Source organism: Nonomuraea sp. IBHARD001 (genome assembly GCF_056106265.1).
Window position 1 is genome coordinate 4836458 of sequence record NZ_JBWBBW010000002.1, and the last position, 22850, is coordinate 4859307.

At 72.7% G+C, this 22850-nt stretch carries 18 protein-coding genes; 11 read left to right on the top strand and 7 right to left on the bottom strand.

Going from position 1 to position 22850, the window contains the following annotated elements; genetic code table 11:
* Positions 1–105: 105 nt before the first annotated feature.
* The 3 genes from ACTWNK_RS24185 to ACTWNK_RS24195 are packed head-to-tail and all read right to left on the bottom strand — an operon-like array spanning position 106 to position 3847.
* Positions 106–930: a hypothetical protein gene (locus ACTWNK_RS24185; protein ID WP_474306761.1), complete on the bottom strand. Its 825-nt coding sequence runs from the start codon at positions 928–930 to the stop codon at positions 106–108.
* Between the two features lie 53 nt (positions 931–983).
* On the bottom strand, positions 984–2450 hold the full coding sequence (locus ACTWNK_RS24190) for a hypothetical protein (RefSeq protein WP_474306762.1): 1467 nt from the start codon (positions 2448–2450) through the stop codon (positions 984–986).
* Between the two features lie 17 nt (positions 2451–2467).
* The gene (locus ACTWNK_RS24195) at positions 2468–3847 is read right to left on the bottom strand and encodes a hypothetical protein (RefSeq protein ID WP_474306763.1); all 1380 of its coding nucleotides are present in this window, start codon (positions 3845–3847) and stop codon (positions 2468–2470) included.
* Positions 3848–3934: 87 nt separating this feature from the next.
* Here ACTWNK_RS24195 and ACTWNK_RS24200 point away from each other — a divergent pair, with 87 nt between their 5' ends.
* The 5 genes from ACTWNK_RS24200 to ACTWNK_RS24220 all read left to right on the top strand — a co-directional run bounded on the left by ACTWNK_RS24200 (position 3935) and on the right by ACTWNK_RS24220 (position 13577).
* Complete coding sequence (locus tag ACTWNK_RS24200; RefSeq protein WP_474306764.1) at positions 3935–5056, top strand: sensor histidine kinase; 1122 nt, start codon at positions 3935–3937, stop codon at positions 5054–5056.
* Positions 5053–5709 carry a response regulator transcription factor gene (locus tag ACTWNK_RS24205; RefSeq protein ID WP_474306765.1) on the top strand — a complete coding sequence of 219 codons (657 nt, stop codon included), beginning with the start codon at positions 5053–5055 and terminating at the stop codon, positions 5707–5709. The genes ACTWNK_RS24200 and ACTWNK_RS24205 overlap by 4 nt, the downstream gene beginning before the upstream one ends.
* A gap of 196 nt (positions 5710–5905) precedes the next feature.
* Positions 5906–11395 carry an ATP-binding protein gene (locus ACTWNK_RS24210; protein WP_474306766.1) on the top strand — a complete coding sequence of 1830 codons (5490 nt, stop codon included), beginning with the start codon at positions 5906–5908 and terminating at the stop codon, positions 11393–11395.
* A gap of 68 nt (positions 11396–11463) precedes the next feature.
* Positions 11464–12420, top strand: coding sequence for a Rossmann-fold NAD(P)-binding domain-containing protein (locus ACTWNK_RS24215; protein WP_474306767.1), 957 nt, complete (start codon positions 11464–11466; stop codon positions 12418–12420).
* A 113-nt stretch (positions 12421–12533) separates the two neighbouring features.
* Positions 12534–13577 (top strand): right-handed parallel beta-helix repeat-containing protein, encoded by a 1044-nt coding sequence (locus ACTWNK_RS24220; protein WP_474306768.1) that lies wholly within the window; start codon positions 12534–12536, stop codon positions 13575–13577.
* Here the strand turns inward: ACTWNK_RS24220 and ACTWNK_RS24225 are convergent.
* Positions 13567–14214: a TetR/AcrR family transcriptional regulator gene (locus tag ACTWNK_RS24225; RefSeq protein WP_474306770.1), complete on the bottom strand. Its 648-nt coding sequence runs from the start codon at positions 14212–14214 to the stop codon at positions 13567–13569. The genes ACTWNK_RS24220 and ACTWNK_RS24225 overlap by 11 nt on opposite strands.
* Positions 14215–14313: 99 nt before the next feature.
* Between ACTWNK_RS24225 and ACTWNK_RS24230 the strand changes: the two genes are divergently transcribed.
* Positions 14314–15126, top strand: coding sequence for an alpha/beta fold hydrolase (locus ACTWNK_RS24230; RefSeq protein ID WP_474306771.1), 813 nt, complete (start codon positions 14314–14316; stop codon positions 15124–15126).
* A gap of 3 nt (positions 15127–15129) precedes the next feature.
* Here the strand turns inward: ACTWNK_RS24230 and ACTWNK_RS24235 are convergent, their stop codons facing one another.
* Entirely contained in the window at positions 15130–15735 is a 606-nt protein-coding gene (locus tag ACTWNK_RS24235) for a QsdR family transcriptional regulator (protein ID WP_474306772.1), read from the bottom strand.
* Between the two features lie 101 nt (positions 15736–15836).
* Here ACTWNK_RS24235 and ACTWNK_RS24240 point away from each other — a divergent pair, with 101 nt between their 5' ends.
* From ACTWNK_RS24240 to ACTWNK_RS24250, 3 genes are read left to right on the top strand one after another with little or no spacing between them, the layout of a single operon-like run.
* Positions 15837–17285, top strand: a complete 1449-nt coding sequence (locus ACTWNK_RS24240; RefSeq protein ID WP_474306773.1) for a carboxylesterase/lipase family protein — start codon at positions 15837–15839, stop codon at positions 17283–17285.
* Positions 17282–18109: an enoyl-CoA hydratase gene (locus ACTWNK_RS24245; RefSeq protein ID WP_474306774.1), complete on the top strand. Its 828-nt coding sequence runs from the start codon at positions 17282–17284 to the stop codon at positions 18107–18109. The genes ACTWNK_RS24240 and ACTWNK_RS24245 overlap by 4 nt, the downstream gene beginning before the upstream one ends.
* A complete protein-coding gene (locus tag ACTWNK_RS24250) occupies positions 18102–19520 on the top strand; it encodes an AMP-binding protein (RefSeq protein WP_474306775.1) in 1419 nt (472 codons plus the stop codon). Before ACTWNK_RS24245 ends, ACTWNK_RS24250 begins: the two co-directional genes overlap by 8 nt.
* Positions 19521–19601: 81 nt before the next feature.
* Here the strand turns inward: ACTWNK_RS24250 and ACTWNK_RS24255 are convergent, their stop codons facing one another.
* Complete coding sequence (locus tag ACTWNK_RS24255; protein ID WP_474306777.1) at positions 19602–20402, bottom strand: class I SAM-dependent methyltransferase; 801 nt, start codon at positions 20400–20402, stop codon at positions 19602–19604.
* A 72-nt stretch (positions 20403–20474) separates the two neighbouring features.
* Here ACTWNK_RS24255 and ACTWNK_RS24260 point away from each other — a divergent pair, with 72 nt between their 5' ends.
* A complete protein-coding gene (locus ACTWNK_RS24260; protein WP_474306778.1) occupies positions 20475–21062 on the top strand; it encodes a TetR/AcrR family transcriptional regulator in 588 nt (195 codons plus the stop codon).
* A 24-nt stretch (positions 21063–21086) separates the two neighbouring features.
* Here ACTWNK_RS24260 and ACTWNK_RS24265 read toward each other — a convergent pair whose 3' ends face one another.
* Positions 21087–21668: a TetR/AcrR family transcriptional regulator gene (locus ACTWNK_RS24265; protein ID WP_474306779.1), complete on the bottom strand. Its 582-nt coding sequence runs from the start codon at positions 21666–21668 to the stop codon at positions 21087–21089.
* Positions 21669–21737: 69 nt separating this feature from the next.
* On the opposite strand from ACTWNK_RS24265, the gene ACTWNK_RS24270 reads away from it, so the two are divergent.
* Positions 21738–22625, top strand: coding sequence for an NAD(P)-dependent oxidoreductase (locus ACTWNK_RS24270; RefSeq protein WP_474306781.1), 888 nt, complete (start codon positions 21738–21740; stop codon positions 22623–22625).
* The last annotated feature ends 225 nt before the right edge of the window (positions 22626–22850 follow it).

Consider the following 22850-nt stretch of genomic DNA (forward strand, 5'->3'; position numbering starts at 1 on the left):
CCGCCCCCGAGCATCTTGAGTGATGTGAAGCCATTGATCGGGGGACCCATGAGCCAGGCAGAGCACAGCGAGCGGCGCGACATCGTGTGGCCGTGAGCGGGCAAATCAGTGCGGCAGCAGGAGGGTGGTGGCGCTGCCGATGAGCGGCCCGAGCACGATCAGACCGGCCTGGAGGTCCTCCCAGGAACGCCGGGTCACCCCGAGCAGGTCCTCCAGGCTTCGGCGTTGTTCCAGTCCGGTCAGGACGGCGTCGAGGTCGTCGGCCTCGCGCAACCCGCTCAACCGGGCGATCAGCGCCAGGCCCTGCCTGCGGATGTCGGAGGCGGCGGGCAGGTAGAAGGCCACCACGAGCAGGGTGCCGACCGCGCCGAAGAGCAGCACGCCCTCCTGGGCGAGGGCGCCCGCCACCGGGCGCGGACTGTACTTCTGCGCCACGGCCAGGGCGAGAACCGCCAGCGCGACCAGCGTGCCGAGCGGCGGCAGCAACCGCAGCAGCAGCCTCCGCAGCTCGATCAGCGTCGCCGCCCGCGCCCCGTAGGTCGGCTCCCGCTCCACCCGGCCCGCCTGGGCCCGTACCCCCAGCATGGCCGCGACCGCCGGAGTCGCGCCGACGACCGCGGTCCCGACCAGCACACTGCCGCGCCAGGACGACCACCCCGCCCAGACCTCGTAGGCGAGCAGCCCGCACAGCACGAGCACGCACAGCAGCACGGCCCTGACGACGGGCGGCCTGACCGGCAACTCGCCTAGCCTGGCGAGCGCGAAGGTGAACACCGCACCGGCCGCCCCCGTGAGCGCCGTCGCCGGCGCCGCCCACAGCAGCCAGCCCGGGGAGGGGCGCAGGGCCGAGGTCAAGGTCACGGCGACGCCGATGCCCACTCCTGCCAGTGTGGGGGCCACGCGCCCGACGATGCGCCAGGTGATCGGCATACGCCGTCCGCCTTCCGGTCCGTGGTGCTCGGCGGGGCGAGCACGCTCACGCCTCACTGCCGGGTCACCGAGCGTGTGACACCGGCCACGATCGTCGTCGCCAGCACCCAGCCGAGCACGATCAGCAGGTAGGCCAGCCACTGCAGCCAGCCCTTCGGGTTGAACGCGGCCTCCTGGCCGAACCCCACGATCGGCAGCAGCAGGTCCAGCGTGTAGAACAGCGCGTTGAAGTCGGGCGACTCGGCGGGCTTCAACGGCGGCGGCGGACGCAGGCCGAACGCCACCGTGCCCACGACCAGCAGGGCGGCCAGCCAGGCGGCGGCGCGCAGCGGCCTGAAGCCGTAGCCGACCGTGACGTCCTGCAGATGGCCCCAGCTCCTGGCGTGCCACGGCAGCGTCCTGCGGTGACGGCGCTGCTTGGCCAGCTGGACCGCGCGCGCCGCGACGTCGTCGCCGACCCTGCGGTACTCGGCGGTGAGCTGCTCGTAGGAGTGCGGCACATAGCCGTCGGCGTCACGCGCGAGCATGGGCAGCCGCTGCTCGGCGGGCAGGCGCGGCAGCAGCGAGCCGTAGCCGAGCCCGTCGAGCCTGACCGGGCCCGGCACCCGTTCGGGCGCGAGATGGAGCAGCCCGACCTGCGAGCGCCGCAACGACACCGTGCCCTCGATCGGCGCCGCACGCAGCCACAGCTCGCCGATCGCACAACTCGTCGCCCGCAGCGCCACGCCGTCCGGATGGCTCAGCCGGGCGCGGCCGAGACCGAGCTGGCCCGGGATCCTGGCGCCGCGCAGGTTCGTCTCGCCCTCGACGCGCATGTCCTCGCACCGCAGGTCGGCCCCAACGGTGAGGATCTCGGCGTCCAGCGCGCGCTGCCCGGGGTGCACCAGGACGGCTCCCACGAGGTCGACCGTTCCGGTCACCTCGGCGGAGGAGAGCCTGGCCCCGCCGACGACGGTCAGGCCGGTCGCGACCACGTCGTCGTCGATGCTCGCATGGTTGAGCTGCAGCGCCGGATCGCCCGTCGACGGCGTGCCGCCGATGGTCGCCCGGTCCAGGAAGAGCGCCCCCGAGATCCGCGCTCCGCCGAGCCGTACCCCGCCGGGCACCGTGCAGCCGGTCAGGCGCAGCACGCCGTCGAGCCTGACGGTCGCCGCGTCCAGGCCGGGCAGGTGGCAGTAGCTCAGGTTGAGCTGCCTGATCTGCAGGCCGTACAGGTTCACGGGGGCGTCGAAGTCGCAGGCGAACAGGGCGACCGCGTGCTCGACGACGCCGTACCTGAGGTCGAGGACGCCGCTCACGCGTGCGCCGGTGAGGCGCAGCCTGGCCACCTCGCCGCCTTCGGGCGCGCCGCCGAGCAGCAGGGCCCTGATCACCTCGCCGCGTACGGTCCGGTCCGGCCCCCGGCCAGGGGACAGGGCGGTGAGCGGCGCTGACGGGTCTGGGCGCAGGTCGACGGCCTCGCCTCGGGGGAAGGCCTGCCACATGCGCCGCTCCGCGGGGGTCAGATCGGCGATCTTCATCGGTGATGAATGTGGCGCTATCGCCCGGCCCTGTCAATGCGCACCCGTACGGCCAGGCCCAGCGCCAGCGCGGCGAAGGCGGCGCTCACCCCGAGCCCGGCCCAGGGTGGCAGCGGGAAGAAGCCGGTCGCGGGGACGAAATGCCCCTGGACGAACGGGTAGGCGGGAATGCTCTGCATGATGGCGAACCCGGCCGACGGCGTCACCCTGAGCAGCCACTGCGCCGCCTGATCGGGCAGCACCCCCAGCCCGGCCACCGCGTACGGCAGGACGACCGATGCCGCCGCGAGCCCCACGGCCGCCCAGCGTCGCCGTACCAGGGCGGCCAGGGCCACGGCCAGCACCGCGACGACCGCGCAGAACAGTGCGACGCCCACGACGACGCGCGCCTGGGTGAGCGCCGTGACGGGCAGCACGTGCGTGCCCGCCCCGGCCAGGATCGGCGGCACGGCGAGTACCCCGGCGAGCGCGGCCACCAGCCCGGCGGCGCCCGCCGCTCCCCCGGCACGGGCCGCCCGTCCGAGCACGGGGGTGTCGGGCCGCCGTCCGGTCGCCACGACGATCATCACGAGGAGCCCGGCGACCAGTCCGTTGAGCGCGTCCTCGATCTGCGCGCCCTCCACCAGCGGTCCCACGTCGCCGACGCCCGTCAGGGTGAAGCCGTCGCCCGTGCGCTTCACACCGCCGGGGTGGTGCGGCGTCGTGCCGTCCGGTTCGAAGTCGACGCCGATGTCGTCGCCGCTCCACTCCACACCGCTCGCGCCGCGCACGCCGAGCCGGTCGAAGGTGGCCGTGACCTCGGCGAAGGACAGGGAGAAGCCGGTCGGCGTCACGGTGAGGGCGCCGGGCGATGCGGCGAACATACCGATCCTGGCCGGGCCCTCGATCTCGGCCCGTGAGATCGCCGTCCAGTGCTCGCCGTCGCGCGAGGCGTAACCGGTGACGGTCGTGCCCTCCCTGGTCAGCCGCAGCCAGTCGCCCGCGTCGCCGCCGGGCGTGTCGTGGACGAAGTCGTGCTGCATCCTGACGCCGTGCCCGGCCGTCCTCATCACGGCCGCATAGGAGTCGCCCTGCCGCACACTCTTCTTGACCATGAGGCCCGCCCTGGCCCAGGGCACCACACCGGGCTCGGGCGGCGGCCCCAGCGGTCGCTTCACACGCCCGGTCAGCGGCCCCACCCGCACCGTGATCTCACCATCGCCCCGCAACGGCTTGCTCAGGAAGAAGAACCGATCCTGTACGGCCTCGCCGCCCGGCCCGGTCACCGGGGGCGGGCACGGCGCGCTCACCCCGTCGCCCTTCGCACAATCGGTGCCGCTCGCCGCCGCACCCGCCAGGCCTGGCAGCACGATCAGCACCGCGGCGACCGCCATCCCCGCACTCGTCGTCATTCGCATGCCGCCCGTTGTACGCGGGGGCGGGTGACGCGGGCCGAACAGGGGCTGTCACCTCGTTGTCAGGCCCGGCACGGCATGCTGGGGGGCATGCGAGCGAAGCCGCGGTTCACCCTGCTCTACAGCGCCTTGTTCTTGTTGTCCGGATTCGGCCTGCTGATTCTCACCAATGTGCTGGCCTTCGGCCCGCAGCAGATCAGCCGCAGCGCCCCGGTGAACGCGCCGCCCGCCTCCACCGCGCTCGCCGCCGCCGACGCGCGCATCGCCGAACTGGAGACGACCCTGGCCACGACGCGCTCCGACCTGGCCCAGCGCGTGCTGATCGGCTCGGGCGTCGCGCTGGCCGTCATGGCGGGGGTCTCGGCCGGGCTCGGCAGGGCGCTCGCGGGGCGCGTGCTGCGTCCCCTGGCCACCATCACCGCGAGCACACGGCGCATCACCGCCGACAACCTGCACGAACGGCTGGCGGTCGCCGGGCCCTCCGATGAGGTCAAGGACCTGGCCGACACCATCGACGACCTGCTCGAACGCCTCGAAGGCGCCTTCGCCGCCCAGCGTACGTTCGTGGCCAACGCCTCGCACGAACTGCGCACGCCGCTGGCCACCATGCGCGCCTCGCTCGACGTCGCCTCGGCCAAGCCCGAACCGCTGCCGCCCGCGGCCCAGGCCATGGCCACCCGGGTACGCACCGAACTCGACCAGGTCGACAGGCTCCTCGACGGCCTGCTCTCGCTGGCCCGAGCCCAGCACGCCCAGGCCGGCGAGCGCTCGCCCGTCCCGCTCGACGCCCTGGTCGCCGAGGCGCTGGCCGGGTGCGGGCTCACCGTGCGCACCTCGCTGTGCGGCGCGGTCGTGCCCGGCAGCCCGGCCCTGCTCGCCGGGCTGGTGGGCAATCTCGTCGACAATGCCGTACGGCACAACGAGGCCGGCGGGTGGATCGGCGTCAGCACGCTGGCACGCGAGGGCGGCGGCACGCTGCTCGTGGTCGAGAACGGCGGCCCCCGGCTCGACCCGGCCCAGGTCGCCCTGCTCGGCCGCCCCTTCCAGCGCATCGGCGCCGAGCGCACGGGCGCGGGCGGCACGGCGGGCGCGGGGCTCGGCCTGTCGATCGTCGCCGCCACGGCCGCCGCGCACGGCGGCAGGCTGGAGCTGAGGGCCAGGCCGGACGGCGGGCTCGCGGCAACGGTCTCGCTGTGGGAGGGGCGGGCATGAGGGTGCTGGTGGTGGAGGACGCGCGAGCCCTGGCCGATGTCGTCGTGGAGGGGCTGCGCGACCAGGGCATGGCCACCGACCTGGCCCGCGACGGCCTGGAGGCGGCGGCCAAGCTCGACCTGACCGCCTACGACGTGGTCGTGCTCGACCGCGACCTGCCCGGCGTGCACGGCGACGTGCTCTGTCAGATGATCACCGCACGCGACGACAGGGCCATGGTCCTCATGCTGACCGCCGCCGCCTCACCGGGCGAACGCGTCAGCGGGCTCATGCTCGGCGCCGACGACTATTTGGCCAAACCCTTCCACTTCCCGGAACTCGTCCTGCGCATCCGCGCCCTCGCCAGGCGCAGGCCCGCCGCCCGCGCCCGCACGCTCGCGGTCGCCGGGGTGGAACTCGACCCGCTGCGCCGTACGGTCACCCGGGACGGCGCGCCGATCGCCCTTTCGGTCAAGGAATTCGCCGTGCTGGAGGCGCTCATGGCGGCCAGCCCGGCCTTCCTCAGCGCCGAGGACCTGCTGGAACAGGTCTGGGACGAGTTCGCCGACCAGATGACCAACACCGTCGCCGTCACCGTCGGGCGACTGCGCCGCCGCCTCGGTCCCCCGGCCGTCATCACCACCACCCCGGGAGTGGGATACCGCATCATCTGACCCCCGGCACGTCCGCATCGCCCCTTCCCATGCCACATCACCCCGCCCGACGCGTTTGTGCGATCCCCACAACTCTGCTCGCCAAGCACGCTGAGTCCTCACCATTCCGATGACCGTGGGCAACCGAGAGTATGGACTCCTGGTGGGGGCGGGGACGGGCCGCCGTTGTGTGCACTGTCTTCGAAAGGGCCGGTACGTGTTCAGTCGTGTCGCGATCGTCAACCGCAGTGAAGCCGCCATGCGGCTCATCCATGCTGTGCGGGATCTAGCCGCGGAGACGGGGACGCGGATCGAGACCGTCGCCCTCTACACCGACTCCGACAGGGGCGCCACCTTCGTCCGCGAGGCCGACATCGCCTACGACCTCGGCCCGGCCGCCAACCGGCCCTACCTGGACCACGCGGTGCTCAGGAAGGCCCTGCTGGAGACCGGCGCGGACGCCGCCTGGGTCGGCTGGGGATTCGTGGCCGAGGATCCGGCGTTCGCCGACCTGTGCGCCGAGATCGGCGTGACGTTCGTCGGACCGAGCTCCGAGGCCATGCGCAAGCTGGGCGACAAGATCGGCTCGAAGCTGATCGCCGAAGAGGTCGGCGTGCCGGTCGCGCCGTGGAGCCGGGGGCCGGTCGAGACGCTGGAGGAGGCCAAGGCCGCGGCCGGCGGCATCGGCTATCCGCTGATGCTGAAGGCGACGGCGGGCGGCGGCGGGCGCGGCATCCGCATGGTCGCCGACGCCGACGAGCTGAGCCAGGCCTACGAGCTGACCCGGCAGGAGGCCGCACGGGCCTTCGGCAGCGGCGTGGTCTTCCTGGAGCGCCTGGTGACCGGCGCCAGGCATGTCGAGGTGCAGGTCATCGCCGACGGACAGGGCACCGCGTGGGCGCTCGGCGTGCGCGACTGCTCGGTGCAGCGGCGCAACCAGAAGATCATCGAGGAGTCGGCGTCGCCCGTGCTCGGCGCCGAGCAGGTCGCCGAGCTGAAGGCCGCCGCCGAGCGGCTCGTGCTCGCGGTCGGCTACTCGGGCGCGGGCACCGTCGAGTTCCTCTACCACCCGGGCGAGCGGCTGTTCGCCTTCCTCGAGGTCAACACGCGTCTTCAGGTCGAGCACCCGATCACCGAGATCACCACGGGCGTCGACCTGGTCAAGGCCCAGCTGCACATCGCGGCCGGAGGCAGGCTGGAAGGCCGGGCCCCGGCCGAGTGGGGCCACGCCGTCGAGGCCAGGCTGAACGCCGAGGACCCCGACCGCGACTTCGCCCCCTCCCCCGGCAGGATCGTCAAGCTGGCCCTGCCCAGCGGCCCCGGCGTCCGGGTCGACACCGGCTTCAGCGAGGGCGACACGATCCCGGCCGACTTCGACTCGATGATCGCCAAGATCATCGCGCACGGCCGCGACCGCACCGAGGCGCTGGCCAGACTGCGCCGTGCGATGACCGAGACGACCGTCATCATCGAGGGCGGCGTGACGAACAAGGGCTTCGTCCGCATGCTGCTCGACGAGCCGCCGGTGATCGACGGCTCGGCCGACACCGGCTGGATCGACCGCGTCCGCGCCCAGGGCGCGCTGGTCTCGCACCGGCACTCCGCCATCGCGCTCATCGCCGCCGCCATCGAGGCCTACGAGGACGAGGAGGCCGTCACCAGGCAGCGCTTCCTCACCGCCGCGCACGGCGGCAGGCCGCAGGCCCAGCACGAGAGCGGCCGGGCCCTTGAGCTCAAGCTGCGCGACGTCGGCTACCGCGTGCAGGTCTCGCGCACCGGCGGCCACCGCTTCCGTGTCGGCATCTCGGCGGGCGGCCCCGAGCACGCCGCCGACGTCGACGTCGAGCGCTTCGACAGCCACAGCGGCCAGATCATCGTCAACGGCGTCAGGTTCAGGGTCGTCACCAGCACGCACGGCCCCATCCACCTGGTCGAGGTCGACGGCGTCACCCATCGCATCAGCCGCGACGAGGGCGGCATCGTCCGCTCGCCCGTGCCCGCGCTGGTGGTGGCCACGCCGCTGCAGACGGGCGACGAGGTCGAGGCCGGGGCGCCGCTGCTCGTGGTCGAGAGCATGAAGATGGAGACCGTGCTGCGTGCGCCGTTCCGCGGCCGGGTCAGGGAGCTCGCGGTGTCGGTCGGCAGCCAGGTGGAGGCGGGCGCGCGCCTGCTCAGACTGGAGCCGCTCGGCGACGGCGACGAGGCCGCCGGGCCCGCGGCCGGGAGCGCCGAGGTCGAGCTCGACCTGCCTGACGAGCCCGGCGACGTGCCCGCAGCCCGGCGTGCGGCGCGCGGGCTGCAGGACCTGCGCAGCCTGCTGCTCGGCTTCGACATCGACCCGCAGGACGACAAGCGCCTGCTCAACGGCTATCTGGACGCGCGCACCGGCCTCGTCGCCGAGGGCGGGCACCAGCCGTCCGGCGAGGTCGAGCTGCTGCGGCTGTTCGCCGACCTGTGCGAGCTGAGCCGCAACCGGCCGGTGGGCTCGGAGTCGAAGTCGGCCTCGTCGGTCCGCAGCCCCCGCGAGTACTTCCACACCTACCTGCAGTTCCTCGACCCCGACCGGGCGGGCCTGTCCGACGGGTTCCGCCAGCGCCTGACACACGTGCTCTCGCACTACGGCGTCGACGGCCTGGAGCGCACGCCCGAGCTGGAGAACGCGGTCTTCCGCATCTTCCTGGCCCAGCAGCGCGCCTCCGCCGACGTCGCCGTGGTCAGCACGGTGCTGCGCGAGTGGATGAAGCAGGGGCCGCCCGCCCAGGCCGACCGCGTCACCGTCGGCCTGGCGCTGGAGCACCTGGTCGCCGCCACGCAGGTGCGCTTCCCCTCGGTCGCCGACCTGGCGCGCGGCATCGTGTTCGCCTGGTTCGCCCAGCCGTTGCTGCGCCGGGCCAGGGCCAAGGTCTACACGGCCGTGCGCAAGCACCTGCGCCACCTCGACCTGAACCCCGACGCGCCCGACCGCGCCGAGCGCATCTCGGCGATGGTCGCGAGCTCCGAGCCGCTGGTGCGGCTCATCGGCCAGCGCATCGGCCGCGAAGGCGCCGACCCGGTGCCGCTGCTGGAGGTGCTGAGCCGCCGCTACTACGGCAACCGCGCGCTGAGCGACATCCGGGTGAGCAGGGCGGCGGGCTGCACGTTCGTCGTCGCCGACCACCGCACCGCGACCGGCAACGGCCGCGTGGTGGCCACCGCCGTCGACTTCCCCGCGCTCGCCCACGCGGTCAAGGCCGTCGAGGAGGTGGCCGGTGCGGGTGAGGTCGTGGCCGACGTCTATCTGACCTGGTCCGACGGCCCCGCCGACCCCGAGGAGATGGCCGCGCGCCTGCACGAGGTGCTCATCGCCCAGCAGCCCTCGCACCGCATCAGCCGTATCTCCACCACCGTGGCCGGCAACAGCGGCGCGGTCATGCACCACCACTTCACCTTCAGGCCGTCGGCCGACGGCTTCAAGGAGGAGCGCCTGCTGCGCGGTCTGCACCCGCGCATCGCCGAGCGCATGCAGCTGGAACGGCTGCGCGACTTCGACCTCACCAGGCTGCCTTCGCCCGACGAGGAGGTGTACCTGTTCCGGGCCTCGGCCAGGCAGAACCCCTCCGACGAGCGCCTGGTCGCACTCGGCCAGGTCCGCGACCTGACCCCGCTGCGCGACGACGAGGGCAGGCTCGTCGCCCTGCCCGCAGCCGAGGACATCCTGGCCACCTGCCTGGACGCGATCCGCAGGGCCAAGAAGCCCGGCGCCAAGCCGTCGGCGACCAACCGCATCGTCATCTACGTGTGGCCGCCGACCGACCTGTCGCCCGACGACCTGAACACCGTCGCCAGGCGCGTGCTGCCCACGACCGCGGGCGCCGGGCTCGAAGAGGTGCTCTTCCTCGGCAGGCGCCGCGACCCCGGCACCGGCGAACTCGTCGACATCGCCGTCAGGATCGGCTACGACATGGGCTCGGGCGTGCGCCTGTCGGTCGAGGCGCCTCCCACCGAGCCGATCGAGCCGCTCGACGACTACCGCCAGGAGGTGCTGCGCGCGCACAGCCGGGGCACCCACTACCCCTACGAGCTGACCGGCATGCTCGCCGGATCGGCCGGTTCCTTCACCGAGTACGACCTCGACGACGACGGGCGGCTCGTGCCGGTCGACCGGCCCAAGGGGCGCAACAGCGCCGCGCTGGTCGCCGGTGTGGTCAGCACGCCCACGCCGCGCCACCCCGAGGGCATGACCCGCGTCGTCCTGCTCGGCGACCCGACCAAGGCGCTCGGCGCGTTGTCGGAGCCCGAGTGCGCCCGGGTGATCGCCGCGCTCGACCTGGCCGAGCGCATGCGGGTGCCGCTGGAGTGGTTCGCCCTGTCGGCGGGCGCGCGGATCTCGATGTCGTCGGGCACCGAGAACATGGACTGGGTGGCCGCGGCGCTCAAGCGCATCGTGACCTTCACCCAGGACGGCGGCGAGATCAATATCGTCGTCGCGGGCATCAACGTCGGCGCCCAGCCGTACTGGAACGCCGAGGCGACGATGCTCATGCACACCAAGGGCATCCTGGTGATGACGCCGGACTCGGCGATGGTGCTGACGGGCAAGCAGTCGCTCGACTTCTCCGGCGGTGTGTCGGCCGAGGACAACCACGGCATCGGCGGCTACGACCGGATCATGGGCCCCAACGGCCAGGCGCAGTACTGGGCGCCTGACATCAGGGGGGCGCGCGACGTGCTGATGTCGCACTACGACCACACCTATGTCGCGCCCGGCGAAAGCGGGCCGAGGCCGACGGTCACCGGCGACCCCGCCGACCGCGACGTCTCGCTCTACCCGCACGCGGTGCCCGACAGCGACTTCACCACGGTCGGGCAGATCTTCTCGGCCGAGTTCAACCCCGACCGCAAGAAGCCGTTCGACATCCGCACGGTCATGCGGGCGCTGTCGGACCAGGACCACCCGGTGCTGGAGCGGTGGGCGGGCATGGCCGACGCCGACACCGCCGCCGTGCAGGACGTGCACCTGGGCGGCAGGCCGGTGTGCCTGCTGGGCATCGAGTCCAGGTCGGTGCCGCGCCGCGGCTTCCCGCCCACCGACGGGCCCGACACCTACACGGCGGGCACGCTGTTCCCGCGCTCGTCGAAGAAGGCGGCCAGGGCGATCAACGCCGCCAGCGGCAACCGCCCGCTGGTCGTGCTGGCCAACCTGTCCGGTTTCGACGGCTCGCCCGAGTCGATGCGCAAGCTGCAGCTGGAGTACGGCGCGGAGATCGGCCGTGCGGTGGTGAACTTCAAGGGGCCCATCGTGTTCTGCGTGATCTCGCGCTATCACGGCGGTGCGTTCGTGGTGTTCTCCAAGGCCCTCAACCCGGACATGACCGTGCTCGCGGTCGAGGGGTCGTTCGCCTCGGTGCTGGGCGGTGCTCCGGCCGCGGCCGTGGTGTTCGCCCGTGACGTCGACAAGCGGACGGGCAACGACCCGAGGGTGCGTGAGCTGACCGCCAGGGTCGCCCAGGCGCCCGCCGCCTCGCGGGCCGCGCTCGCCGCCGAGCTGACCGAGCTGCGCGCGTCCGTGCGCGCCGAGAAGCTGACCGAGGTCGCCACCGAGTTCGACCGGGTGCACAGCATCCAGCGGGCCGTCGACGTCGGCTCGGTCGATGCGATCATCAGCTGCGCCGAGCTGCGGCCCCGGATCATCGAGGCGGTGGAGCGGGGCCTGGCCAAGCAGGCCTGACGCGCAGGGGCGTTGCGCCGGGAGTGAAGCCGGGTCCGGCCGCCGGGCCGATCGGTCAGGATGAGGGCATGCGGACACTTGTTCTGGGTGGCACCCGGTTCCTTTCCCGGCAGATAGCACGCGAGGCCCGCGACCGCGGCCACGAGGTGGTGTGCGCGGCCCGAGGGCTCGCGGGCGAGCCGCCGTCCGGCGTCGAGTTCGTCAGGGTCGAGCGCGGCAGGGACGGCGGCCTGGCCGAGGTGCGGGGCGAGTTCGACCTGGTCGTCGACGTGGCCAGGCACCCGAGCCTGGTGCGCAGGACGCTCGCCGAGCTCACCGGCCGCATCGGCCACTACACGCTCGTCTCCTCGGGCAGCGTCTACGCCGACACGAGCGTGGCCTCCGACGTGCTGCACGAGCCGCTCGCGGCCGACGCCGACGAGGGCGACCCGGCCAACTACGGTCCGGCCAAGGTGGCGTGCGAGCAGCTGGCCGGGCCGGACGCGCTGCTGGTGCGGGCCGGGCTGATCGTGGGGCCCGAAGACGGGAGCGACCGTTTCGCCTACTGGGTCGACCGGCTGGCACGCGGCGGCAGGGTGCTGGCTCCGGGGGCGCCGGACGACCTCGTGCAACTCGTCGACGTCCGCGACGTGGCGGCCTGGACGATCGACGCGGCGCAGCGGGGGCTGAAGGGCCCCTACGACGCGATCTCGGCGCCGTTCGGCCGGGGCAGGCTGCTGGCCGAGATCGCCGAGGGGGTGGGCGTGCGGCCCGAGCTGGTCTGGGCCGGGCAGGAGTTCCTCGTCGAGCAGAAGGTGGAGCCGTGGACGGGGGCGCGCTCGCTGCCCATGTGGCTGCCGTTGCCGCAGTACGCCGCTTTCATGGCGCGTGACGTCTCGGCCACGCTGGCCGAGGGCCTGCGCATCCGCCCGGTGGCCGACACCGCCCGCGACACACTGGCCTGGATGCGCGAGTCCGGTCACACGGTGGCCAAGGCGGGCCTGACGGCCGAGGAGGAGGCGGAGCTGCTCGGGTTGCTCGGCTGACCTGGGGATTCGGGTCTTGCGTCGGCGGTCAGGTTTCTTTACTGTCCAAGAGGTTAGGAAAGCTTCCTAACTATAGTTGCGCGTCCGCCTCTCACCCCCCGAGGACACCGCCGATGCCGTCACCTGTCACCGCCTCCGCCCTCCTGCTCACCGCCGCCCTTCTCACCGCACCGGGCCCGGCCGCCGTCACGATCGACGTCTCGACCTCGGCCCAGCTCCTCGCCGCGCTGGGCGCCGTGCAGCCCGGCCAGACGATCAGGCTGGCGTCCGGGGAGTACCGAGGGGCGTTCGTCGCCAGGCGTGCCGGGAGCGCCGCCGCGCCGATCACCCTGACCGGGCCCGCCGGAGCCGTACTGGTCAACGACGGGCCTTCGGGCAGTGCGCCCTCGTGTCCCGCGCCCGTCGCCGGCTGGGACTCCGGCTATGGGCTGTGGTTGTACGACTCGCCGTACTGGAATCTCACCGGGTTCACGGTGAAGGAGGCCAAGAAGGGGATCGTGCTGGACAACTCCCCGCACGTGACGATCTCCGGTGTGCACGTGCATCACGTGGAGGACGAGGCCGTGCACTTCAGGCGTTCGTCGGCCGACGGCGTGCTGCGCGACTCCCGCATCCACGACACCGGCCTGGTCCAACCGGCCTACGGCGAGGCGGTCTATCTGGGCTCGGCGGCCTCCAACTGGGGCTGCCACGGCAACAGCGGCGGCGTCGACCGCTCCGACCGGGTCAGGGTGCTGAACAACACGATCGGCCCGAACGTCAGGGCCGAGCACGTCGACGTCAAGGAGGGCACGTCCGGCGGGCTGATCCAGGGCAACACCTTCGACGGCACCGGGCTGAGCGGCCAGAACTCCGCCGACTCCTGGATCGACGTCAAGGGCTTCGGCTATGTCGTCGAGGGCAACACGGGCACGTTCGCCGCGCCCGGCACGTTCGCCAACGGCTACGAGACGCACAACCCGGTGACCACGCCCGCCTTCGCCAACGGCTGCGGCAATGTCTGGCGCGCCAACCGCTCCGACCTGGGCGGCGTCGGGCAGTATGCCGTCAAGATCCTCTCGACCTCGAAGTGCCCGGCCGCGCCGAACGTCGTGCACGCCTCCAACACCGTCACCGGGGCCGTGCGCGGCCTGACCAATGTCAAGGTCACGCCTTGACCCGAGGCGCGTAGTGGCTCATGAACATCGTCACACTGTCGGCGATGAGCCGATCGGCCAGGCCCGGGTCCAGGCTCGCGCCGAGTGAGCCGACGATGAGGTGCGGATAGACGGTCATGCCGAAGAACTGCACGACCGCGACCTCGATGTCGTCGACCGCGAGCTGCCCGCGCCCGCACAGGTCGCCGAGCAGTTCCCCGAGCACGGCCGCCGAGCGGCCGGGGCCGCGCCTGCGGTAGGCCGGACCGAGCTCGGGGAAGCGGCGCAGCTCGGCGGTGACCAGATTGCGCAGCGCCAGCCTGGCCGGGTCGTTGGCCGCGTCGATCAGGGCGTGCGCGATGCGGATCAGCGCCTCGCGGGCGTCGGAGGAGTCGGCGAGATGGGCGCGCAGCTCGATCATCGTGGCGTGCGCCTCGCCCATGGCCTGCCCGACGACCTCGGTGAACAGCTCCTGCTTGCTGCGGAAGTGGTTGTAGACGGTCACCTTGGACACGCCCGCGGCGGCGGCGATCGCGTCCATGCCGGTGTCGAACCCGTCGCGCGCGAACATCTCGCGTGCGGCGGCCACGATGGCCTCACGGTTGCGGGCGGCTCGTTTGCCCGAGGGGGCCGGCGTGCGGGTGTTGTCCTGATCCACGGTGTCCATCCTACCGGTAACTGAACGGTTGAGTACAGAACAACTTTACTGTACAGTCCAGTTCAGTTAGCGATCCAGACCCCGTCGCAGGAGGACCAGATGACCAGCAGCAAGCCCCAGACGCTTCACGTCCCCGGCGCCCGCCTCCACTACGAGGTGCGTGGCAGCGGCCCCCTGGTGGCCCTCGTCGGCGCGCCGATGGGCGCCGACGCGTTCGCGCCGCTCGCCGACCTGCTCGCCACCGACCACACGGTGCTCACCACCGACCCGCGCGGCATCGGCCGCAGCGTCCTGGACGACCCCGCCCAGGACTCCACCCCGCAGCTGCGCGCCGACGACCTGTCCAGGCTGCTGTCGGCGCTCGACGCCGGACCCGCCCACGTGTTCGGTTCGAGCGGCGGCGCGGTCACCGTGCTCGCACTCGCCCAGGCGCATCCCGAGCAGGTCGCCACCGTGATCGCGCACGAGCCGCCGCTGGTCGAGCTGCTGCCCGACCGCGACCACCTGCACGCGGGCACCGACGACCTCATCGCCACCTACCAGAAGGGCGACGTCATCGGCGCGTGGGCGAAGTTCATGGACCAGGCCGCGATCGTGCTGCCCGACGGCATGCTGGAGATGATGTTCGGCGGCGAGCGCGACCCGCAGCAGGTGACCGACGAGCGCCGCTGGTTCGCCCACGAGCTGCGCGGCACCACGCATTGGGCGCCCGACGTCTCGGCCCTGCGTGAGGCGCACATCGTGGCCGCGATCGGCGCCGACTCCACCGGCGAGCTGTGCGACCGGGCGACCAGGGCGCTGGCCGAGGCGCTCGGCATCGAGCCCACGCTGTTCCCCGGCGGCCACATCGGCTTCGCCGACGACCCCGCCGGATTCGCCCCCAGCCTGCGCGCGATCCTGAACCGGGCCTGACCTCTAGGCGGGCTCCCCCGGCGGGGGCGGGAGCAGCGCCGCGAGCACCCGTGCGGCCCGGTCGGGGTCGGCGGGCTCACCGGTGATGGTGGGCAGGTAGTGGAAGGACTCGGCGACCCGCAGCACGGTGTAGGCGAGGTCGTCGAGCGGTATCGGGCTGACCACACGCCCTTCGGCCAGGTCCTCGCCCAGCCTGGCTCTGACCACGTCGAGCAGGCGGGGCTGGAAGCCGTGCGAGCTCAGCGTCAGCAGCCGCATCGCCAGGTCGTTCTCCTGTTCGAGGAAGCGCCTGGCGCCCGGCTGGTCCCAGATCGCCCGCAGCAGCCCGACCATGAGCGCGGGCACCCTCGGCCCCGGCCGCCCCGCAAGACGCGACCACTCCTGGGTGAGGGTCTGCTCGGTCAGCGACCAGATCACCTCGACGAGCAGCTGCTCACGGGTGCCCACCCATCGGTAGAGGGTGACCCGGCTGACGCCCAGGTGCGCGGCCAGGGACTGCAGGTCGATCCGGCGGCCGGCCAGGAAGTCGGCACGGGCGCGGCGGAAGGCGTCGAGGGCCGTGGGGCGGCTCGGCTTGGCCAGCTGTCGCTGCAGCGGGGTCTGATCCACAAATGCAACATATCTGATGGACGTTACATCTTGACACCCGCACCGGCAGAACCTCAGTCTGTTTGCAACAAGAAGCTGTTCTGTTTCAGAGGAGCAACGTCATGACTGAGGTGTTGCATATCGGGCAGGGCACACTGCGCGGCCGTGAGAAAGACGGAATCACCTCCTATCTCGGCATCCCGTACGCCAAGGCGCCCTTCGGCGAGCACCGCTTCGGCGCGCCCGTCGCGCCCGACCCCTGGGACGGCGTCAGGGACGCGACCGCCCACGGCCCCACCGCGCCCAAGGCCGACTACGTGCAGATGTACGTGCCGCTGTTTCCCGAGGTGTCCATCCCGGGCGAGGAGTGCCTCAACCTCAACGTCTGGACGCCCGGTGGCAGCGGCCTGGCCGTGCTCGTGTGGATACACGGAGGGGCCTTCACCAACGGCTCCAACTCCCTGCCCGAGTACGACGGAGCCGCGTTCGCCAGGGACGGCGTGGTCTTCGTCGGCGTGAACTACCGCCTGGGCGCCGAGGGCTTCCTGCACCTGCGGGACGCACCGGCCAACCGGGGGCTGCTCGACCAGATCGCGGCGCTGCGCTGGGTCCAGGACAACATCGAGGCGTTCGGCGGCGACCCCGGCCGGGTCACGGTCGCGGGCGAGTCGGCGGGCGCGTGGTCGGTGCAGGCGTTGCTGTCCATGCCCGAGACGAAGGGCCTGTTCCGCCGTGCCATCGCCCAGAGCGGCGGCGCCCAGACCTACCTGTCGCACAGCGGCGGCGCCCTGGTCGCCTCCGACCTGGCCGAACGGCTCGGCGTGCGGCCGACCAGGGCGGCGCTCTCGGCCGTGCCGCCCGTCGTGGTGGCGCAGGCCGTACGGGAGCTGATCACCGAGGTGCAGACGGCTCCCGATCCGGCCAAGTGGGGGGAGCTCGCGCTCATCTCGCAGCCGTTCGCGCCGACGCTCGACGGTGAGGTGCTGCGCAATCCGCCGCTGGAGTCGCTCGACGCCGATGTCGAGCTGCTGACCGGGACCACGGCCGAGGAGGCCAGGCTGATCCTCGTCGCCTCCGGCGCCATCGATCTCATCGACGAGGAGGCGCTGCGGGTCTCGGTGGCCGCATACGGGCTCGATCCCGATGTGGCCATCCCCGAGTACCGCGCCAGCCGGCCGGGCGCGACGCCGGGCGACCTGCTGTCGGCCATCGTCTCGGACTGGTACTTCCGCATCCCCGCCGTGCGCTCGGCCGAGGCCAGGGGGCGCAACACCTGGATCTACCGCTTCGACTGGGCCTCGCCGACGCTGGGGTCGGGGCACGGCGTCGACGTGCCGTTCGCGTTCGACACGCTCGACTCGCCCGGCCTCGAGCCCCGCCTGGGGCCGAACCCGCCGCAGGGCGTGGCCGACGTCTTCCACGAGATCTGGGTGGCGTTCGCCCGCAACGGCGACCCCGGCTGGCCGCCCTACGACCGCGAGCGCAGGACCGTCGCCCTGGTCACCGACACCGTCACCCTCGCCGACGACCCCGCCGGGTCCGAGCGAGCCCTGTGGGAGGGCCGCCGATGAGCGTCGTCCTGTACGAGACACCGATCCCCAAGGTCGCCCGTATCGTCCTCAACCGCCCGGCCACCCGCAACGCGCAGGACACCGCCCTGCTCCACGCGCTCAACGACGCCTTCGACCGCGCCGCTCAGGACGAGGACATCGCGGTCATCGTGCTCGCCGCCAACGGCCCGCACTTCTCCTCCGGGCACGACCTGCGCGAGAGCGACGCCTACGGCGCCCTGTACGACCACGACAGGGTCGGCACGTCCGCCGGATTCACCCGGCCAGGCGCCGAGGGGCTGATGGCCCGTGAGGAGGAGATCTACCTGGGCTTCTCCGAGCGCTGGCGAGACATACCCAAGGCGACGATCGCCGAGGTGCACGGCAAGGTCGTCTCGGGCGGGCTCATGCTCGTGTGGCCGTGCGACCTCATCGTGGCCTCCGACGACGCGGAGTTCATCGACAATGTGGTCTCGATGGGCGTCAACGCGGTGGAGTTCTTCAACCACCCCTACGAGTTCGGCTTCCGCAAGGCCAAGGAGCTGCTGTTCACCTCGGGCGCGCTCACCGCGCACGAGGCCGAGCGGATCGGCATGGTCAACCGGGTGGTGCCGCGCGAACGGCTCACCGAGGAGACGCTCGCGCTCGCCGCCCGCATCGCCGAGCAGCCGCCGTTCGCGGTGAAGCTGGCCAAGCAGTCGGTCAACGCCGCCCAGGACGCCCAGGGCAGGCCGGAGGCGATCAGGCACGCCTTCGCCCTGCATCAGCTCGCCCACAGCCACAACATGCAGGTACACGGCCTGGTGGTGGAGCCCGGCTTCATGAAACGGTTCACCCGTGAGTAGCAGGGTGCCGCTCGGCCAGGTGCTGAGCGACCTGGCCGCCGCCGACCCCGGCAGGCCCGCCGTGACCTGCGGCGAGGAGAGCGTGACCAGGGCCGAGCTGGAGTCCAGGGCCAACCGCCTGGCCCGCACCTACCGTGCGCTCGGCGTCGGCCGGGGCGACTTCGTCACCGTCGCCCTGCCCAACGGGGTCGGCTTCTACGTGGTGATGTTCGCCCTGTGGAAGCTCGGCGCGATCCCCCAGCCCGTCTCGCCCGCGCTGCCCGACCTGGAGCGCGCGGCCATCGTCGAGCTGGCCGCGCCCCGCCTGGTCGTCACCCGCGAGGAGCCGGACGCCTCGCTCGACGACGCCTATGTCGAGCCGCTCGTCAGCCCGTCGTGGAAGGCGCCCACCTCCGGCGGCAGCACCGGCAGGCCCAAGCTGATCGTCTCGGGCCAGCCGGGCGAGATCGACCCCAGGGCCAACGCCGCCCTGCTCGGCCAGCACGACGGCGGCGTCCAGCTCGTGCCCGGCCCGCTGTATCACAACGCGCCCTTCAACTTCTCGATGTACGGCCTGTTCGCCAGTCAGCACCTCGTCGTCCTGCCCCGTTTCCACCCGGTGGCCGCGCTGGAGGCGATCGCCGCCCACCGCGTCGACTGGGTGAGCTTCGTCCCCACCATGATGGTGCGGGTGCTGCGCGAGCTGGAGCGCGGCGCGTGGGACATCGGCTCGCTCCGCCAGGTCTGGCACGGCGCCGCGCCGTGTCCCGGCTGGCTGAAGCGCGCCTGGTTCGACCTGGTCGGCGCGGCCAACGTGCACGAGATGTACGGCGGGACCGAAGGCCAGATGATGACGCTGATCGACGGCGTCGAATGGCTCGCCCGTCCCGGCTCGGTCGGCAGGCCGCTGTGGGGTCAGGTCCGGATCCTGACCCCCGAGCTGACCGAGGCGCCGACGGGCGAGATCGGCGAGGTGTTCATGCGCCCGGAGCCCGGCTCGCCGCCCACCTACCGCTATGTGGGCGCCGAGGCGCGGACGGCCGACGGGTGGGAGTCGCTCGGCGACCTCGGGCGGGTGGACGCCGACGGCTATCTGTACCTGAGCGATCGGCGCACCGACCTCATCCTGACCGGTGGGGCCAATGTCTATCCGGCCGAGGTCGAGGCCGCCATCGCCGAACATCCGGCCGTCGAGGGCTGTGCGGTGCTGGGGCTGGCCGACGACGACCTCGGGCAGCGCGTGCACGCCCTGGTGCAGGCGTCGGGGCCGTTGACCGATGCCGAGCTGCGGGCGTTTCTGGCCGAGCGGCTGGTGCGGTACAAGATTCCCCGTACGTTCCGGTTCACCGACGCCGTGCTGCGCGACGACGCGGGCAAGCTGCGGCGCGGGGCGCTTCGGGAGCAGGAGGAACGGCTGGTGGCCGGCGCTTAGAGGCGGGCGGAGCGTTGTTCCTGGACGGTGCTCAGCGGCGGACGGCGGTGACGGCGAGCATGGCGTACCCCCAGCCGGCGTTCAGCGGCGGACGGCGGTGACGGCGAGTGTGGTGTAGGCCATGGTGAACGAGCCGCCCACCGCGTCGATGACCTCGCCGATGGCCGTCAGGAGGGGCCGGAGCTCGGCCTGCGGCAGCCGGGTGTGCGCGCCGCTGGTGGGCAGCAGGTCCAGCCACTCCTCGCGGGTGTAGTCCTGACGCCGGTCGAACCTCCACATCTCGGGCTCGCCGTACGCTCCGGTCGCTCTGATGCCGTCGGCGGCTCTGGCGCACAGGGCGGCGTAGCCCTCGGCGGCGTCCGGTGGCATGCGGGTGGCGAGCGAGTCGGGCAGCAGGCGGCGGTGCACCTCGGCGAAGGCCTCGCTCAGGCCGGGCGGCGGCTGGCCCGCGTTCCAGAACAGGCACAGCGGCCCGCCGCCACGCAGGGCCTGCGCCGCCTTGGCCGCGCCCTGCTCCTGGTCGATCCAGTGCCAGCTCTGGCCCGAGACCACGGCGTCGAACAGCCTGCCCGCCGGGTCCCACGCCTCGAACGCCGCCGTCTCGACCCGCAGACCCCGCCCGCGCGCCCAGGCGGCCATGCGCTCGTCGATCTCGACGCCGAGCACCTCGCACCCTTCGGCCTGCAACTGCCTGGCCACGATGCCGGTGCCGGTGCCGACGTCGAGCACCGTGCGCCCGGGGCTCGCTTCGGCGATCCGGCGCACGAGCGCCTCGGGGTAGCGGGGACGCGCCCGGTCGTAGCGTTCCGGATCGATGCCGAACGACTCGGCCACCTGTCTGGCCTCTGCGGAGCGCAACGGCTCCGGCGGTACAGTGGGCATGCGCCCACTATAAGTGGGCAACCGCCCACTCGTCGAGTGCGGACGGCGGCGACCGACGAGGGAGAGCACACGGTGCCGACAGGCGTAGCGCTTCGCGACCCGCGCGAGCAGCTGTTCGACGCGGCCGAGCGCGTCCTGCTCAGGGACGGGCCTAGCGCGCTGACCAGCAGGGCGGTCACGACCGAGGCGGGCTGCGCCAAGGGCGTGCTGCATCGGCACTTCGCCGACTTCGACGCCTTCCTCGCCGAACTTGTCTACGACCGGGTCGGCCGGATCGAGGTCGAGGCCGCCGTCCTGCGTGCGGCGGCGGGCACGGGCAGCGTCGCCGGCAATCTCACCGAGGCGCTCGGCTCGCTGTTCGGATCGGTCGCCGTGGCGGTCGTCGGGCTCGTCATCTCCCGCGACGGCCTGCGCGAACGGCTGCGCGACACCTGGCCGACCGGCGTGCCGCTGCTGACCGAGGCGGCCTCGATGATCGCCTCGTACCTGACGGCCGAGCGCGACCTCGGCCGCGTCGCCGCGGGCGCCGACATCACCGCCCTGGCGCCGACGCTGATCGGCGCCACCCACATGCTGTACGCCGACCGCCGGGGCGGGCCTCCGGACGCCGACACCGTGCGCCGCGTCGTGTCCACGGTCCTGGCGGGCGCGAAACCCTAGACGCGTACCGGCGGGCGCGAGACCCTAGACGCCGACCGCCGCGTCCAGCAGGGGGCCGAGTTCGGCGGCGACCGTGGTCAGGGGGCGGGTGCCGCCTTCGGCCCTGGCCAGCAGGAGGGCGCCCTCCAGGGCGGCGATCATGAGCGTCGCGAGCGGTGCGGCTCGTTCGGCGGGCACGCGCATGGCGGTCAGGGCGTCGGCGACAGCCCCGGTCCAGGCGGCGAACGCCTGCGCCGCGGCCGTACGCGTGGACACGGCGCCCTCCACCACGGCCGCGGCCACCGGGCAGCCGGTCGGGCCGCCTTCCGCCGCGCACTCGTCGATCCACTGGCCTGCCATCGCGGCCATCAGGGCGCTCGGCGACGGGCTGGGCAGTGCGGCGACGAACCTGGCGACCCTGGCGGCGGCGTAGCGGCCCGCCCAGGCCACGGCCTCGTCGACGAGTTGGCGCTTGCCGCCGGGGAAGTAGTGCTGCAGCGAGCCGCGCGGCGCCTGGGCGTGCGCGACGACCTCGCGCATGCCGGTCGCGGCGACGCCGTCACGCCGGATGAGCTGAGCGGCGCTGAAGACCATGCGCTCGCGCGGCCCCCGGTTCGTGCCCGTCATCGTCTTCCTTCCTCGCGGCCGGGTCCAGCATATAGACGGATGACTATGACAGCTGTCATAGTCGGCTGCGTGACCGTTGCCGGATTCGTCGGACTCGGCGTCATGGGACAGCCGATGGCGCTCAACCTGGCCAGGGCGGGCACCCCGCTCGTCGTCTGGAACCGCTCCCCCGCACGCGCCGAACCGCTGCGCGCCGCCGGGGCCGAGGTCGCCCGCGATCCCGGCGAGGTCTTCGCACGCGCCGACGTCGTCTTCCTCATGCTGGCCGACGAGGCAGCCGTCGACGCCGTGCTCGGCAGGGGTACGGCCCGGCTGGCCGAGCAGGTGGCAGGGCGGGTGATCGTGCCGATGGGGACGACCTCGCCGGAGTACTCACGCGAACTGGCAGCCGATGTCGTCTGCGCCGGAGGCCACTACGCCGAGGCGCCGGTATCGGGCTCACGCACACCCGCCGAGCAGGGCTCGCTCGTGGCCATGCTGGCCGGGCCCGAGGCCGTGCTGGCCAGGGTCAGGCCCCTGCTCGCGCCGATGTGCCGGGAGAGCTTCGACTGCGGGCCCGTGCCAGGCGCACTGCTGATGAAGCTGGCGGTCAATCTGTTCCTCATCACGATGGTGACCGGGCTGAGCGAGGCCTTCCACTTCGCCGAGCGCCACGACCTGGACCGGCGCCGTCTGCTCGCCGTACTCGACGCCGGGCCGATGGCCAGCGCCGTCTCGCGGATCAAGGGCGCCAAGCTGGAGGCGGGCGACTTCGGCGTCCAGGCGGCGGCGCTGGACGTGCTGATGAACAACCGCCTCATCGCCGATGCCGCCAGGAGGGCGGGCCTGGCCTCACCGCTGCTCGACGTCTGCCATGCGCTGTTCGTGGAGACCGTGGCGCTCGGGCACGGCCAGGCCGACATGGTCGCCGTGCTGCACGCCCTGCGGGCCCGCACCGGGCAGGGCCGCAGCCGCTGAGCCATCGGCGCTCCGGGCGGCCGTACCCGCGAGCAGGAGCAGGGCCGATCCCCCTCCGACCACGGCCCGCCCTCTGCCGCCGATGCCGCACAGACAGACCAGCAGCACCGCGGACACGACCTCGGCCCAGGGCTGCGACATGGTACGGAAGACCAGCCAATCCACCCCCGCCCCGACGGGACTCCCCCACGACCGCGCGGCCGCCAGCAGCAACACCGCCGCCGT

Bases quoted from the DNA above. Each gene is read 5' to 3' on its own strand.
- ACTWNK_RS24185 (WP_474306761.1), bottom strand. From the start codon at position 930: ATGCCGATCACCTGGCGCATCGTCGGGCGCGTGGCCCCCACACTGGCA.
- ACTWNK_RS24190 (WP_474306762.1), bottom strand. From the start codon at position 2,450: ATGAAGATCGCCGATCTGACCCCCGCGGAGCGGCGCATGTGGCAGGCC.
- ACTWNK_RS24195 (WP_474306763.1), bottom strand. From the start codon at position 3,847: ATGCGAATGACGACGAGTGCGGGGATGGCGGTCGCCGCGGTGCTGATC.
- ACTWNK_RS24200 (WP_474306764.1), top strand. From the start codon at position 3,935: ATGCGAGCGAAGCCGCGGTTCACCCTGCTCTACAGCGCCTTGTTCTTG.
- ACTWNK_RS24205 (WP_474306765.1), top strand. From the start codon at position 5,053: ATGAGGGTGCTGGTGGTGGAGGACGCGCGAGCCCTGGCCGATGTCGTC.
- ACTWNK_RS24215 (WP_474306767.1), top strand. From the start codon at position 11,464: ATGCGGACACTTGTTCTGGGTGGCACCCGGTTCCTTTCCCGGCAGATA.
- ACTWNK_RS24220 (WP_474306768.1), top strand. From the start codon at position 12,534: ATGCCGTCACCTGTCACCGCCTCCGCCCTCCTGCTCACCGCCGCCCTT.
- ACTWNK_RS24230 (WP_474306771.1), top strand. From the start codon at position 14,314: ATGACCAGCAGCAAGCCCCAGACGCTTCACGTCCCCGGCGCCCGCCTC.
- ACTWNK_RS24240 (WP_474306773.1), top strand. From the start codon at position 15,837: ATGACTGAGGTGTTGCATATCGGGCAGGGCACACTGCGCGGCCGTGAG.
- ACTWNK_RS24245 (WP_474306774.1), top strand. From the start codon at position 17,282: ATGAGCGTCGTCCTGTACGAGACACCGATCCCCAAGGTCGCCCGTATC.
- ACTWNK_RS24255 (WP_474306777.1), bottom strand. From the start codon at position 20,402: ATGCCCACTGTACCGCCGGAGCCGTTGCGCTCCGCAGAGGCCAGACAG.
- ACTWNK_RS24265 (WP_474306779.1), bottom strand. From the start codon at position 21,668: ATGACGGGCACGAACCGGGGGCCGCGCGAGCGCATGGTCTTCAGCGCC.